Source organism: Peribacillus sp. B2I2, from assembly GCF_041261685.1.
GTDB lineage: Bacteria > Bacillota > Bacilli > Bacillales > DSM-1321 > Peribacillus.
The window spans coordinates 216531-231410 of the sequence record NZ_JBGCCB010000002.1 but is presented as its reverse complement, the minus strand read 5'-3'; the positions used below and the strand labels follow the sequence as shown (position 1 = coordinate 231410).

13 protein-coding genes and 2 pseudogenes are annotated in these 14880 nt (G+C 35.9%); 4 read left to right on the top strand and 11 right to left on the bottom strand.

Annotated features, from left to right (window positions below; genetic code table 11):
- The 5 genes and pseudogenes from ABIE66_RS29035 to ABIE66_RS29015 form a co-directional block, all read right to left on the bottom strand.
- Positions 1-280 (bottom strand): annotated as a pseudogene (locus ABIE66_RS29035) (glycoside hydrolase family 32 protein); the annotation flags it as partial.
- 21 nt (positions 281-301) lie between these two features.
- Complete coding sequence (locus ABIE66_RS29030) at positions 302-1543, bottom strand: MFS transporter (RefSeq protein WP_370017290.1); 1242 nt, start codon at positions 1541-1543, stop codon at positions 302-304.
- Between the two features lie 120 nt (positions 1544-1663).
- Positions 1664-2512, bottom strand: a complete 849-nt coding sequence (locus ABIE66_RS29025; RefSeq protein ID WP_214795553.1) for a carbohydrate ABC transporter permease — start codon at positions 2510-2512, stop codon at positions 1664-1666.
- Positions 2512-3456 carry a carbohydrate ABC transporter permease gene (locus tag ABIE66_RS29020; protein WP_370017289.1) on the bottom strand — a complete coding sequence of 315 codons (945 nt, stop codon included), beginning with the start codon at positions 3454-3456 and terminating at the stop codon, positions 2512-2514. The genes ABIE66_RS29025 and ABIE66_RS29020 overlap by 1 nt, the downstream gene beginning before the upstream one ends.
- 11 nt (positions 3457-3467) lie before the next feature.
- Positions 3468-4766, bottom strand: a complete 1299-nt coding sequence (locus ABIE66_RS29015; protein ID WP_289323234.1) for an ABC transporter substrate-binding protein — start codon at positions 4764-4766, stop codon at positions 3468-3470.
- A 435-nt stretch (positions 4767-5201) separates the two neighbouring features.
- On the opposite strand from ABIE66_RS29015, the gene ABIE66_RS29010 reads away from it, so the two are divergent.
- A complete protein-coding gene (locus ABIE66_RS29010) occupies positions 5202-6176 on the top strand; it encodes a LacI family DNA-binding transcriptional regulator (RefSeq protein ID WP_370017288.1) in 975 nt (324 codons plus the stop codon).
- Between the two features lie 479 nt (positions 6177-6655).
- On the opposite strand, the gene ABIE66_RS29005 is transcribed toward ABIE66_RS29010, so the two are convergent.
- Positions 6656-7147, bottom strand: a complete 492-nt coding sequence (locus tag ABIE66_RS29005; protein ID WP_370017287.1) for an Lrp/AsnC family transcriptional regulator — start codon at positions 7145-7147, stop codon at positions 6656-6658.
- A gap of 251 nt (positions 7148-7398) precedes the next feature.
- Here ABIE66_RS29005 and ABIE66_RS29000 point away from each other — a divergent pair, with 251 nt between their 5' ends.
- Both ABIE66_RS29000 and ABIE66_RS28995 read left to right on the top strand, forming a co-directional pair.
- On the top strand, positions 7399-8310 hold the full coding sequence (locus ABIE66_RS29000) for a DMT family transporter (RefSeq protein WP_370017286.1): 912 nt from the start codon (positions 7399-7401) through the stop codon (positions 8308-8310).
- 146 nt (positions 8311-8456) lie between these two features.
- Complete coding sequence (locus tag ABIE66_RS28995; RefSeq protein WP_370017285.1) at positions 8457-8612, top strand: hypothetical protein; 156 nt, start codon at positions 8457-8459, stop codon at positions 8610-8612.
- Here the strand turns inward: ABIE66_RS28995 and ABIE66_RS28990 are convergent.
- Positions 8572-8672, bottom strand: a pseudogene (locus ABIE66_RS28990) (membrane dipeptidase); the annotation flags it as partial. The gene ABIE66_RS28995 and the pseudogene ABIE66_RS28990 sit on opposite strands and share 41 nt — an antisense overlap.
- 507 nt (positions 8673-9179) lie before the next feature.
- On the opposite strand from ABIE66_RS28990, the gene ABIE66_RS28985 reads away from it, so the two are divergent.
- Positions 9180-9725, top strand: a complete 546-nt coding sequence (locus tag ABIE66_RS28985) for a hypothetical protein (RefSeq protein WP_370017284.1) — start codon at positions 9180-9182, stop codon at positions 9723-9725.
- Between the two features lie 1071 nt (positions 9726-10796).
- Here ABIE66_RS28985 and ABIE66_RS28980 read toward each other — a convergent pair.
- The 4 genes from ABIE66_RS28980 to ABIE66_RS28965 form a co-directional block, all read right to left on the bottom strand.
- Positions 10797-12527 (bottom strand): phospho-sugar mutase, encoded by a 1731-nt coding sequence (locus ABIE66_RS28980; RefSeq protein ID WP_370017283.1) that lies wholly within the window; start codon positions 12525-12527, stop codon positions 10797-10799.
- 289 nt (positions 12528-12816) lie between these two features.
- Positions 12817-13272 carry an NUDIX hydrolase gene (locus tag ABIE66_RS28975; RefSeq protein ID WP_370017282.1) on the bottom strand — a complete coding sequence of 152 codons (456 nt, stop codon included), beginning with the start codon at positions 13270-13272 and terminating at the stop codon, positions 12817-12819.
- 91 nt (positions 13273-13363) lie between these two features.
- Positions 13364-14482, bottom strand: coding sequence for a glycosyltransferase (locus tag ABIE66_RS28970; protein WP_370017281.1), 1119 nt, complete (start codon positions 14480-14482; stop codon positions 13364-13366).
- Positions 14479-14859: a hypothetical protein gene (locus ABIE66_RS28965; protein WP_370017280.1), complete on the bottom strand. Its 381-nt coding sequence runs from the start codon at positions 14857-14859 to the stop codon at positions 14479-14481. The genes ABIE66_RS28970 and ABIE66_RS28965 overlap by 4 nt, the downstream gene beginning before the upstream one ends.
- Between the last annotated feature and the right edge of the window lie 21 nt (positions 14860-14880).

The following is a 14880-nucleotide window of genomic DNA, read 5'->3' as shown; positions in this document are numbered from 1 at the left end:
CATCTGTATCACAAGCATCCCCAGGAGCTAAAGCAACAGGCAAATGCTCCCAATGAATGAGATCTTTACTTTTTATATGGCCCCAATGCATAGGCCCCCAATTTGCATCATATGGATGGCATTGATAAAATGCATGATATTCCCCTTTAAACTGTGTGAAACCGTTCGGGTCATTAATCCAGTTAGCTGGAGCCATGATATGGTAACCTAATCGATAACGATTATTTATTTTTGTCTTTGCATTCTTCAGTGCCTCTTCAGCCTGTTTAATTCTATTAATTGTTAACATCCTAACATCCTCCTATATTATCTTTCGTAACCTTTCCACATTGCCATTTAAGCCTTTTCTTTTTTTAGAACCTTTTAAAGTAAAGATTGAAATAATGGTAAAACAAAAAACCATGATTCCCATGATGAGATAGGTATTACGAAATCCTACACTGTCATATAATCCACCTGCAATTGGTGAAAGAATAGATGCACCTACCTGAGATGCAAATTGGAAACCAACTAGATAAAGCACAGAAGATAAGCGGGTATCGAAATTCGCTGCTAAATATTTAAAAATAGCAATTAGCATAATAGGCAATTCTAGAGCATGAATTAATTTCATCGAAGAAATTCCGATTGGCCCAACAACAATTCCAGAACCGATGATTCGGAAGGCCATTAAAAATCCTGCTAGAATTAAACTATTCTTTACACCAAACTTATTTACGATAAACGGAGCAAGAAACATCATTCCAGCCTCTAAAAATACTTGGAACGAGTTTAGATATCCGAATACTTGATTGCCTAACGATTCAGTCGGAAATAAAGAGGCGTAATAAAGAGGGAATTGCTGATCATAAACACTGTATACGCATGTCACCCCAATAATGTACATCATGAAAAACCAGAAATCTTTTAATAAAAAAAGTTGTCCAACGTCTTTTAATTTAATAGAATCAGCTTTATTCATCTCTTGATCCGTCATTTCTATTTTCACAGACATAATAATGGCCACTAATATGATTGCTGAAACAGATGCAACCCAGAAATTGATATTTGGATTAATATTAAACAACTGTCCTGCAAAAAATGTAGCTGCCGCCCACCCTAAAGAGCCCCACATTCTCGATTTTCCATACTCGAAATCATATTTACGGCTAATCTTCTCAATATATGATTCAATCGCTCCAATACCAGCTAGAAAAGCAACTGCTAAATAGATTCCTCCAACAACCGCGCCCCAAAAGACATTGTATTTTAATAATGGTCCATAGATGAAGATATAAAATGGTCCTACAAATACGAGAAGCAAACTAATGAAAGATAATATTTTTTTCTTTAAACCTATTTTGTCAGATATATAACCATATAGTGGCTGCATACATAAGGCGAAGATAGCGTTTACAGAAAAGATAATACCTGTAGCTGACCCACTTAAATTTATTTCTTGTCCTAACCAAATGGAAAATAAAGAGTAACTAGAAGACCAAGTAAAAAAGAAAAAGAAAAAATACGCACTTAACATCCAATACAGATTTTTTGAAACTTTCAATTTAATTGCTCCTTTTACTAGACATGTGTAAAGAAATGAATAACTAGTTAACAATATGAAAAAGAAGAATTAGAAATGTGAATTTAAGTCCATACATGGTTGTTAATGATGATACACTCTTTATTTAATGCCTGTACCTGAACCACCAATCCCCTCTAAAATATAACGTTGAGCCACAATATAGATAATAATCAATGGAACGGTGGATATCGTCAGTACAGCCATGACTTGGTTAGTATAAACCGGATCTGTACTATTAATTGCTGTAATCGCTACTTGGATCGGAAATTTCGACTTGTCTGTCAAGACCATCAGAGGCCAGATATAGTCATTCCAACTTCCGATAAAAGCCAATGTTCCAACAGTGGCAACGGCTGGTTTAGACATCGGTAGCATGATCCGCCAGAAAACTTGCCATGTATTTGCCCCATCCAATTTTGCCGATTCAATAATCTCTGTTGGAATAGCCATAAAAAAGTTCCGGAACAAATAGATATTGAATGCCCCTGCCAACGCTGGCAAAATAACCGCAAGACGTGTATCCACTAATCCAATGCTATGAATAATGGTAAATTGAGAGATTAAGATAGTTTCAAATGGCACGATTAAAATAGCCAATAAAAGACCAAACAGCACTTTTTTTCCACTAAAATTAAGTTTAGCAAATGCATAGCCCGCCATCCCATTGATAATTATGGAACCAACTGCTACGCACAAACCATAAAACAAACTGTTGCCGATATAACCTAGTAAATGAAATCGTAACAGAACTTGCTTGTAGGATACAAACCAGTCCGATGGATGAAATGATGGCAGGAAAGCCTTAATGTTGCTCATGTCGTTATAAATTTCCGCTTCTGGCTTCATCGAGGATGCGACCATCCAAAACAGTGGAAAAATAAATAGCACTGCGAGCAAAACCAGGCAAATGTATTCTAAAATCGTTAGAGGCCCAAATTTCCGTCTCATTAGTCTTCATCCTCCTTCACCAGTTTACGTTGCGTAATCGTAACAAGTCCGATAATCGTCCCAAACAAGAGAGCAATTGAACTGGCATAACCCACCATACGGTCCGTAAAACCAGTTTGATAAATATAATAGACAACCGTCATGGTGGAATTCACTGGTCCACCTTGCGTCATAACCATTGGTTGAACCAACAGCTTGAATGCGCCAATTAATGTGGTAATAAATATAAATATTGAAGTTGGTTTCAACAAAGGTAACGTAATGTATATAAAACTTTGCCATTTATTCATTCCGTCTAACTGTGCCGCCTCATAAACATCACCAGGGATATTCTGCAGTCCTGCTAGAAAAATCAGCATCTGAAAGCCAGCTCCTTGCCAAGCTGAAACCACAACAATTGTAAATATCGCCTGCTTAGGACTTGTCAAAAACGGTTGGGCTGAAATTCCGAAGTATGTGAGTACGTTGTTAATAATCCCTTCATTTGGATTTAACAAATACAACCATAGAACAGAGATAACGACAAGTGACATGACAACTGGACTAAAGTAAGCTACTTTAAAAAACGTGTTTGCTTTACGTTGTTTATTTAATAGGAGGGCCAGCCCAAGAGCTGCCCCTATCTGTAACGGAATCACCCAAACGACAAATTCCAGTGTGTTCACCAAGCTTTTCAGAAAAATTGGGTCCTGGAATAGATTGATGAAATTGTCCAATCCGACAAATGTACGCATATCTGGTGTCAATAAATAGTAATCCGTAAACGAATAATAGACTGACATAATAGACGGAATAACAAGGAACATCGATAAAATTAACAACGCCGGTCCCAAAAACGTATATGCAACTACATTTTCTTTCCACCGAATTCTATTCTTCGTTCTTCCCTCTGGTCTCAGAAATGTATAGACATTCCTATTTTCTTTCCATCCAATTTTACTCATAGTTCCTCCTTTTAATTGGCCTTATCGATAGCTGATTGCATTTCTTTCGCATGTGTATCCAATACTTTTTGGATATCTTTATTTTGATCATAGAAGCTGATGTCATCGATTGTTTGTTGGAAAGCACGCGTGACTTGCGGATAAGCCGGTGTAACGGGACGTGCGTGTCCTGTTTCTTTCAATTGTTTCAGGAAAACATTCATTTGATCTGAGAACTCTTTTGCCATCACTTTTTCAGAAGAGTATCGGACTGGCAGTGCTGCAATCGTACGGCTCAGTTCCACATTCGAATCTTTGTTTGTCATCCAGTCAACTAATTTTGCAGCCCATTCTTTATTTTCGGACGTTTGGGTCATCGCAAATTGCCAACTACCTGAAGGAGAAACTAGTTTCTTTGTTTTTGGTGATACTGGATATGGCATAACGCCATAATCTACCTTTTGGTAGTTTGTTTTCATATCAGTTACTGTCCATACTCCACTAAACTTCATTGAATATTTTTCCGTTTCAAACGCTTGTTTGACTGGCGTTCGTGTCGTATAACCTTCTTTCAACATTGTTTGAATAAAAGTCATCGCTTCAACAGTAGGTTTTTTATTGAAGACACCTTCTGCTTTCTTTCCATCTTTCGAGATGATATCCCCATCAGCTGACCAGACAAACGGAGTTAGCGCATACGTCAACATTTCGTCTTTCGACTGTAATTGCATATCAATAGCTGGTTTGTCGTATTTATCTTTCAACGTTTTACAAAGAGCAAGGAATTGGTCCCATGTCCATGGATTATCAACTGTTGGTAGCGTATTCAAATCTACGCCCGCCTCTTGTAACATTCTTTTATTGTAGTAAATCCCAACAGATGATTCACTAACACCAATTGCATACAGCTTGTCTTTATAAGTTCCTTGTTGCTTAATACTTGGCAGCAAATCCTCTTGATCTTTTACATACTCATCCAATGGTGCAATGACACCAGATTTCGCGTAAGCAGCTGTATTTGGTCCGTCCAAAGTAATAACATCCGGCAACGTGCTAGTTGTAAGGGCCGCGTTTACTTTGTCTTCATAACCACCGCCATTTCCGCTACGTGGAATAAATTCAATTTTAGCTTTGATATTGTCAGAAGAATACTTCTTATTGAAGGCTTCTAGCCGTTTTTTATACACTTTTCCTTCTTCATTATCATCAGATATGTGTACCCACATCGTAATCGTTTTTTTACCATCACTATTAACGCTTTCGCTTTTGCTGCAGCCCACCGCAGCAAACATCAGTAATAAAGATATACTTACTAGTAGCCATTTCTTCATACCTTTCACTTCCCCCTCATATGTCTTTCGTCTTAAAAAAACTCATAAAAGCGCTTTCAACAGTAGTTTATGTCAACCGGTTACATATGTCAACCGATTGACAGTTATTTTTTGAAAAATCAGACAATAATTTTCGTGTAATCTGTCTCTAACTCTTGCACATATTAGTACTTTTCTCTAAAATGGGTGCGTGATCAGACTAATCTGAAATTATTTTATTATAGGGTTTTCCTAGTAGGTGACAGATTATGATATGCTATTAAACAGTTTATTAATGGATTTTTCATTTTTAAAACCTTCGCTCTTTATACAATATTGATGCCAATGTTTAATAACTCTGTGAACCAACTGAAAAAATCTCAGTATCCAATCAATGGACAAAAACATGAAAACTTTATTCAAATGAGTATAAAAAATAAGGTAGGAGGACATGAAATGAAGCCTAACATTCACGATGTGGCAAAAATAGCAGGTGTTTCATCAACAACAGTTTCCCGTGTATTAAATAACCGCGGTTACATAAGTGAAAAAACAAAAGAAAAAGTTTATAAAGCGATGGAGGAGATTAATTATTTTCCAAACGATTTAGCCCGTTCTTTATTTAATAAACGAACTAATTTAATAGGACTAATTATCCCAAATTCAAGTAACCCATTTTTCGGTGAACTTACCTTTCATATTGAAAGTATCTGTGCTTCATTAGGCTATAAATTGTTACTTTGTAACAGCTTAAACCGTATAGATAAAGAAGAAAAATATTTAGAAATGCTCATACGTAATCAAGTAGATGGAGTAGTCGTAGTGACATATAACCGAGGTATACTAAATTATGAGAAGCAGAATCTTTCTGTCGTGGCAATTGACCACTACTTATCGAAAAACATCCCTGTTGTTGGCTCTGACAATTATAGCGGAGGGAAAAAAGCTACAGAATTATTAATAATGAAAGGTTGTCAGTATATTGTTCATATAAATGGACCAATTGAGCTGCAAACACCAGCAAACTTAAGAAGAAAAGCGTATGAGGATGTTATGAAGGAACAGAGTAGACTTCCAATTACATATGAAGTTTCACATGGTCAAAGTCATCAAGAAGTAATCTCTAAGCTTTTTGATGAACATCCAGAAGTAGATGGGATCTTTGCAAGTGATGATTTAATCGCGGCATCTGTTATAGCTGAATCTAAAAAGCGCGGAAAAGATATACCAACGCAATTAAAAGTTGTCGGTTATGATGGAACAGAAGCAGTTCAAGTTTTACTGCCAGAATTGACAACCATACAACAACCAATTGATTTAATTGCCAAGACAGCAATTGATATTTTATTAAAAGAAATTAAAGGTGAATTTAACGATTTTCCGTTGGAGACATATCTGCCTGTTAAACTTTTAGAAGGTGGAACGACTTAATTTATTGTCTTTGTATGATGTTTTTTAGTGTGGGAATTTTGTGATAACTCCAATTAATCTCTCTTTTATTTTTAACGAGACTGAAAAGTCCCTTTAAATGGAAAATTTCCACTAACCCCTGTGAAGCCCATAGAATGCATTAACTCCATGGGCTCTTCTTGTTTAAAAAACTTCTCATTCTTTGCTGATTGATCGACTGTTAACTCTCGGTGACCAGTTGGTGATTCTGCGGAACTCACAATTTTAAGCTGCATTTCAAATTTTTATGTCACTTCTTTAATAGTGACAATTGATCCAATCCCTACTTCTTGTATATTTGTATTTTTAATTGTTGCGAAATCATCCACTGAAATTTGATATTCCTTTTCGTCAAGTAGTAAATATTCCTCTTCTTTAAAAGTGATAGTATTTGAAAACTTTAACGCACGTTAAAAATAGGTGATTTAATAAAAAAACAAAACGTTCGTAAAAGTGTTCTTTTACGAACGGGACTTTTCTTCCCATATAGGTAAAACAGTTGAATATTTTATTTCTCTGAGAGCTAGGCTAGTTTGAATTTTTGTAATGCCTAGTTTATTTAACTTTCTAATAAATATTTCTAATTCCTTCCGATCTTTGTTAGCCACTTTTAGAAGATAATCATACTCACCTGTTAAACAATGACACTCTAATACTTCTGACATAGAAGCTAATGCCTTTTCCAAAACTTCCAGTTTTTCAGCTTGATGTATATTCGTACTAATAAAAATGAAACATAATAAATCAAAACCTAGCTTCTCCTGGTTTAAAATTGCTACTTGTGCATTAATAAACCCTTCATTTTCCAAACGTTTTATCCTTGAATGTATAGCTGGTGGAGATAATTTGACACGCTTTGCAAGCTCAGTATTGCTTAACTGTGCTTGCTTTTGTAGTAAATCTAAAATTTGAATATCAACATTATCTAGAACCTTGCTTACGATAGATTCCACTTATAGTCACCCCTTTTACAATTGTTCCAAAAATAGTATCACTCCAATAGCAAAACAAAATTTAATTCTGTTTATCGGCAATATTTCTTTATATTATTTTAAGTTTCTTCTATTATACAAAATAATATATTAAGTAACGATCTAAAATGTTAAAATTATTAATAAATAATTATGAAAATTGAAATGTCATTGTGCACAATGGCTTCGATCTTTTTACTTAAACAGTGAAAGATGTAAAGGAGCAAAATGAAATGCAATATTATTATTTTTCGTTATTACTTTTAACAAGTTTGTTATGGGGTGGAAACTTTGTCGTTGGAAAGTCGCTTGTCGAACATGCTTCTCCGATGACGTTGACGACTTTAAGGTGGATCATTGCTATTAGTTGTCTTTTGCCCATTGTATGGTGGAAAGAAAGAAAGATATTTCCACCTCGTAGTGCAATCCTTCCATTATTTTTGATGGGGATTACAGGTGTCGTTCTATTTAATCTATTACAATTTGTAGCATTAGAGAAAACTTCCGCCACTAATGTTGGGTTAATATCAACATTAAACATGATTTCAATTGCAATTTTTTCATTTTTCTTTTTAAAAGAAAGAATTAATATTCTACAAATATTTTCTATGTTTTTTTCGCTTTTTGGTGTAATACTTGTACTTTCAAAAGGAAATATTAATCTATTCCTTTCATTGAGTTTTAATACAGGTCATTTATATATGATGGCTGCTGTATGTGTTTGGGGGATATATTCCGTTTGTAGCAAATGGGCAATGTTAACAACAACACCCATGATGTCAACATTATATTCTGGTATATTTGGACTTATAGTTATTCTCCCGTTTAATTTTTCTAATTTTGCAGTGTCAAATATAAATACTTCTTTCATACAATCTATTTTATATACAGGTGTTATCTCAACTGTAGCATGTATGGTACTTTGGAACATTGGTGTACAAAAGTTAGGTACAACTACATCAGGTATTTTCTTGAATTTCAATCCTATTTTCACTGCAATTTTAGCTTTTCTCTTATTAGGTGAAAAAATGACGTGGGTACAAGGAATTGGTAGTTGTATTGTGATTATAGGTTGTTATATGTTCTCACATTTTAAAGCGAAGGTGATTTTCAAGAATTCTAGTCAATCGCAATTGCAAGCATGATTTTTAATCAAAGTCCTAAAACGTAATATTTATCGTGATTAATTTTGTTATATACAAAAAAGCCTGATCCACGGTGGATACAGGCTCGTTTGTTCATTAATAATACTAGAAGGCAGCCTCCCCTTACCCCTACTTCAAAGTATTCAATGAAATCGAAACGAAATCCTAAATGCCGTATACCAACTCAGTCTGCAATGTATGAAGCATGGTCAATGAATTGGTCAATCCCCGGGCGTGTAGGATCTACATTACTCAGAATGCATTTAGTCCAATCATTCCATCCCGTTCAGCAATTGCTTTGACTTGATCGTCCGAAAGATTTCGCGGAAGTTGCACAAAGATCTGGCATTGGGGTGTGAGGCAAAGTATAAAAAAGAACCGTTCCCTTGAAAAAGGATTCATATTTGAACAAGCCGAAAAATAAAGGTCGGCTTTTTTCTTACTATTTTTATCAAAAGGGGACATAGCAGTAACGCATCCGAATCGAAATAAGAGGTACTTAAATTGGTTATTACATGTTATGCTCTAAATTTAAAAATGTCAGCAATATTACAATTTATGAGTACTTTTATATTGGCTCCTAACATGATGAATCTACATTTTAATTGTGCGATTTCCTTTATCCTTCAACGTCCGATTTACCTCCTTTACCTTTCCCCCGTAAATATTTGACTCCTTGATCCGCAATGTGATTTCTGCTTGTTTTTCCTCAGATGTCACCTCAATCTTTTCTCCCCGTTATCAAGAGAGAATATGTATTTAAAAATGTTCTGTGTTTAAAAATGGGTGTTGTTATTTGGTTTTATCTAATCCAAAAAAATTCTAGATTCATAAGATAAAGTAATGTTTTATAAAAGGAGGGTACAAAGTTGGGTAAGGTAAAAAAGTGTAAGGATTGCGGTCATAGTAAATGCAAATGCTCATCTAAACAAGAACAAAAGGTAGAGCAAAACGTTGAAGTGAAAGTAAACGTAACTGATAATGATAAAAAAGGTAATCAAGGACCTCAAGGTGGTGGAGCAAGTACTATCTATTTAGCTTCAGATGACACACTTCCCAATAATCAATTCTTTGGACTAGGTGTAGATGACCCGGATCCTACACGAACAAATGTAGTTATAGCACAGACATCAACTATTACAGGTTTCGTTTTCAGTATCCGTGATGAACCATTAACCGCAGCACAATCTATAACTGGTACAATATTTAGAAGCACCGATTGTGGTGTTACTTTTGTCAACACAGGCATTAGTGTAACGATAACAGGTCCAAATCCAGGCAATTGTTGTGGATCTACAACCGCTAGTTTAGTTGTCAACCAATGCGATCTATTAACTGTACAGGTCACTAGGGTCGGCTCAGCGGCAGCCTTAGAGGAGGGTGCAGCAGCCACCATCTTATTATCTACCCCTTAATGACGGAAAAGAGAATCTCTAACGTACGCTATGGTTTCAAAAACAAAGGGTTAAGTTGCGTAGGTGTTAACGACGCCATATTTACTGGGGTACCGCTTTATTCGGTTTTACACTGTTGATGGCATTCTATCGGTTAATCTACTCGACATCAATGGTCCAATTGTATTTGCTGGCAGGGTTATCCAGTATAGATATCAAATCTGCAAATAGGTATTAGAAAAAACCTTTGTTTGCAGGATAAACAAACGTTTTTTCACATTTTAGTTCATTTATAGTTTTCCACAATAAATGAAAGTACAGCTTTAAATCATAGGCTAACTGCCATTTCAGGTGTCTTGTTCAAAATTCCCACCCTACTTCAGGCACCTTTTTTATATCTAAAGGAATAAAGTATGGAGCGAATGGAATGATTGCACTAGCGCATTGAAGTCCTTGGTCTCCTATTTAATTATTTAACTATTCAGAATTTCTTCATAGACCAGTTATCATTAGGATTATTTTACATTTTCAAATGGTTTTAATGTAACGGTATATGTATGCTGTTCCATGTTCTAGTTTTACTTTTTGAGACTTCACTCTTTTAAGGCACTTTTCTTATAGGGCATTTCTATTGGAGATGGCCTATAAAGGGGCGCCATAAGGACCCTTTAAAAAACCTCCCTATTTAGCACCTTTCATAAGGCCCATCCTAGGGCCTGTACAACTGTACTACGCAACGTCATACGGTATCAGCAAGGCTACTATCATAGGGGGTATTGGAAGGATTGGAATAGTATATTATATGCTCAATGCTCCAATCAGTGCCGAATAGTAATACATCTCAGCACCAGCCCGCGATACCCGACACCCTCATACTCAACCATGTTGGGGTAAGTACCCTGTTCAGCCCCGAAAGGCAAGACGACCTACGGGAAATCTTGATTTCTAAGAAGGGTATTTATGACTCCGAGAGGCTGGGCGCTAGATTTAGAAAGCAGTAATAACCTATAGATAGACAAAAAGGGTCCGCATTTCTTTACATAATGAATGCTGACCCTAGTTATTTTACGAAGATCCTCTGAATGAGAGTCTTTAAAGCAAATTATTGATTCTTCTCATAAAGTCTTCCATAACGGTGGATAATTTCCCCTTGGCTTCGTTCATTGAGTTTCCTTGAACACCGAAATAAAATTTAATTTTAGGTTCAGTTCCGGAAGGTCGTAAACATACCCATGTGCCATCTTCAAGAAAGTATTTTAATACGTTCGATTTTGGGAGCTTTATGGCCTCTTCCCTATTTGCCCCAAACGTGTATTTTTTCCCACTGAGATAATCCTCTTGAACCACTACTTTTTGGCCAGAAATTTGATCTGGTGGATTTTCACGGAATTCATTGAGAATCGCTTGAATTTGTCTGGAACCTTCAATTCCTTTTAAAGTCAACGATCGCAAACCTTCCAAGTAATATCCATATTTCTCAAAAACATTCAGTAAACCTTCGTACATCGTTTTCCCTTGCTTTTTGTAATAGGCACAGACTTCCACTGCCAGAATGGTCGCCTGTATGGCATCCTTATCACGAGCAAAATCTTTGATTAGATATCCATAGCTTTCTTCATAACCAAACAAGAAAGAATGTTCTCCACTTGTGTGGTATTCATTGATTTTTTCAGCAATGAATTTAAATCCAGTTAAAACATCTACCGTTTTTAAACCATTTTGCTCAGAAATCGCCCGTCCTATTTCTGAAGTCACGATGGTCTTTAATACGACTCCATTTTCTGGAAGGGTCCCTTTCTTTTGTTTTTGGGAAATTAAATATTCCAAAAAGAGAGCGCCTGTTTGGTTGCCTGTTAATACGACATAATCTCCAGCATTATTTTTCACGCTAATTCCGAGCCTATCCGCATCCGGATCGGTGGCAATCAATAAATCAGCGTCGACACGGTTTCCAAGCGTGATGGCTAATTCAAAAGCAGCATGTTCTTCTGGATTAGGCGATTTAACAGTAGGAAAGTCAGCATCGGGCATTTCCTGTTCTTTAACAATATGGACATTTCGATATCCTAAATCATGCAAAGCACGTTTTACGGATTTATTGGCTGTACCATGCAGCGGTGTAAACACAAGCTTTACATCGATTTCATCTGCTAACTTTGGATCTTCCGGAATAGTGAGCAAATGCTCATTATAAGCAGTATCCAGCTCTTCCCCAATGATTTGAATGAGCCCTCTGTCCTTTAGGATTTCTTCTTCCTCCACTACAATGGAAAGCTCATTTTCAATCGCGTTCACGTAATTAATGACCTGATCCGCCGCTTCAGGAGGTAGCTGTGCCCCGTCTGATCCGTACACTTTATATCCATTATATTCAGGCGGATTATGGCTTGCTGTAATGACGATACCGGCAAATGCATTCAGTTTACGTACGGAAAAAGAGAGCTGTGGGGTAGGCCGTAATTCATCAAATACATAAGCTTTAATTCCCTTTGTTGCCAAAGTCTTGGCTGCCTCCAATGCAAATTCTGGAGACTTATGTCTTGAATCGTAAGCAATTACGACTCCTCTGGATTTTCCCTCGTTTCCAAACGATTGAATATACTCAGCAAGTCCTACAGTCGCTTTTCGTACGGTATATATGTTCATCCTATTCGTACCTGGACCAATTTCCCCTCGCATCCCCCCCGTCCCGAATTCCAAATTTTTATAAAAGGCGTCTTCAAGTGCTATTTCATCATCCTTCATTTCTTCAAGCATTAAACGCATTTCATTATCTAAATTTCTGTAACTTGTCCAAATAGAATATAAAGACTTCCAATCCATTAAAAAACATCTCCTTCCAGCCTGTATGTTTTGCTTTGTTTGTCACGTCTTCGATCTTTAACCTTAGTAGACATTGTAGGCGATCAATTGAGTATGGTTTCCTAAAGGACATTTTAGCTTCCTTGTGTAGTTCTCCATCATGCAACTGAGTTGTAGAATCGCCAAACATCCTCCCTTCCAAAGTAGGTTGATTCATTCATATTCCCAACCAGTACTTTGGAAAGAGCGTCATTTGTTCTTCATTAATTCTTTGGAAGAAGAGCGAAAATACGGCTGGTTTCGAAAAAATTCATTTGCCAAATCTTAAATAATTACAAATTTCTTTTTTAATATCGGGATCCATATCTTTTGGCAGCTGATTGATTGGAAAAAAGTGTACAGCACTTCCTTCTTTACCATCAGGTTTCAAGGTTCCTTCGATAATTTCATTTGTTGTATAAAAAGCGTTAACAGAATAGAATTGATCTTCATTTGGTAAGTGAATAAAATAGTTTACGCCTGATAAAACTTTTAGAAATTGTAATCGGCCAATCGTTAAACCTGTTTCTTCTTTTACTTCACGCAATGCTGTTTCCTCTAATGATTCACCTAACTCCATTAGTCCCCCTGGTAATCCCCAAACCTTTGTATCTGTTCGAAATTGCAATAAAATCTGCCCAAGTGGATTAAACACTAATACTTTTGCACCTGTTAAAATGACTGGCCTTTTTCCCACAAGCTTGCGTAAATCTTCAATATAGCCCATGTCACTCCCCTTTCTACTTAAATGATAACTATTGGTATCCGCTTGTTTTTTCGTTATGATAAATATTGTTTTTAAATTTTCCTTACTTGATTTATTTTTTCTTTTTCTTTTTTTTAGTTTTTGTTTTAGTTTCCGTTTTCTTTGTATTAACGAGAGAATATAATCTTTGTTGCTCAATAATTTGTTTGTTTACATCAAATTTTTCTTCAATGACTTTCCGTGCTCTTTCCGTATAGTCGTTCCAAATCTCTGGATGTTCTAAAAAGAATTGTATGCCTTTCGCTAACTCAATATCATTTTTTTCTGGAGCTAGGTATCCTGTTCTCTGGTGTTCAATCAATTCAGGGATTCCCGCGTGTTGAGTGGAAACGACAGGTAAACCGCTAGCCATTGCTTCTTTTAAGGCGTTAGGAATGCCTTCGATATCACCATTTTTAGCTGTTTGACTTGCTAGACAAAAGATATGAGCTTTTTTTAATTCGTTCGAAACTTGTTTTGAATCCATAGCTCCTCTAAGAATCACAACATCTTTAAGGTTATATTCTGCAATGGCGGATTTAATTTTTTTCTCATCTTCACCTGCTCCAATAATATGGAGTCTAGCATTCGGATATTGTGTATAAATCCGTTTAAATGCTTTTATAAGAGTAACAAATCCTTTTTTGTCTACAAGTCTACCTACAGATAAAATTCTTATTTCGCCTACTATAGGAAGAGTGCGGTTAGAATAGGGGAAAAGATCTAATTCGATACCACCATATAACACATGCATATTTTTAGCCGGAATTCCTAAACTTCTTAATCCTTCTGCAAGATATTGGCATACAGGGTAATAGTGTGCACCATGTTTATTTAATGCTGAATATCGCTTAGCATTTTTTTCGAAAATTTCTGGTCTGTCAGAACCATCACGTCCTCTAATGCTAACAATCAAAGGGATATTATATTTTTCACATACAGGCAAAATTTCTTGTCCGTGTGATCCGTGATGAGCATGAATGGCTATGATATCTTGTTCTTCGAAGAACTTTTTTAGATCTTTAATTTTGTTTAAATTATAGTAGTTTTCAAAGGGGAATTCTGTACGGTTGGTTTTGTCGAATGGGCCGATTACGATTGAGCGATATTGACTAATTTTTACGATTTGATTATATATAAAACGTTGATGTGTTTTGATGTTTTCACTCACAAAAAAAGCAATGGTTTTCATCCCACCTCACTCCCTTTCATAAGATATTCATATTTGCTTTTCTCGGCTGCTAATTGAACTAATAGTTCTTGATATCTACCTAATTTTTTAATTTTTTCTTGATCTGCAAGTTGTTTCACTTGCTTGTGAAATTCATGTGGGAACATAGAATCAGCTTTATAAATGACTTTGTATGGTAGGTCTTCAGAACAAACTTTAAAGGAGTTTTCAAACAGAGGATTTAATTTGGATAGAGGATCTTTTGTAGAATTACGTGTAAGGGACATCGTGAGAAAAACTGACAATTGATACTCCTTAAGAACTACCACTGAAGTTTTCGTTTTTTTAGGGTTCAAATTACTTTCTCCTTTTATTAACTTACATATTTTAATATTCATTTTGCTTGCATGTAATTCACC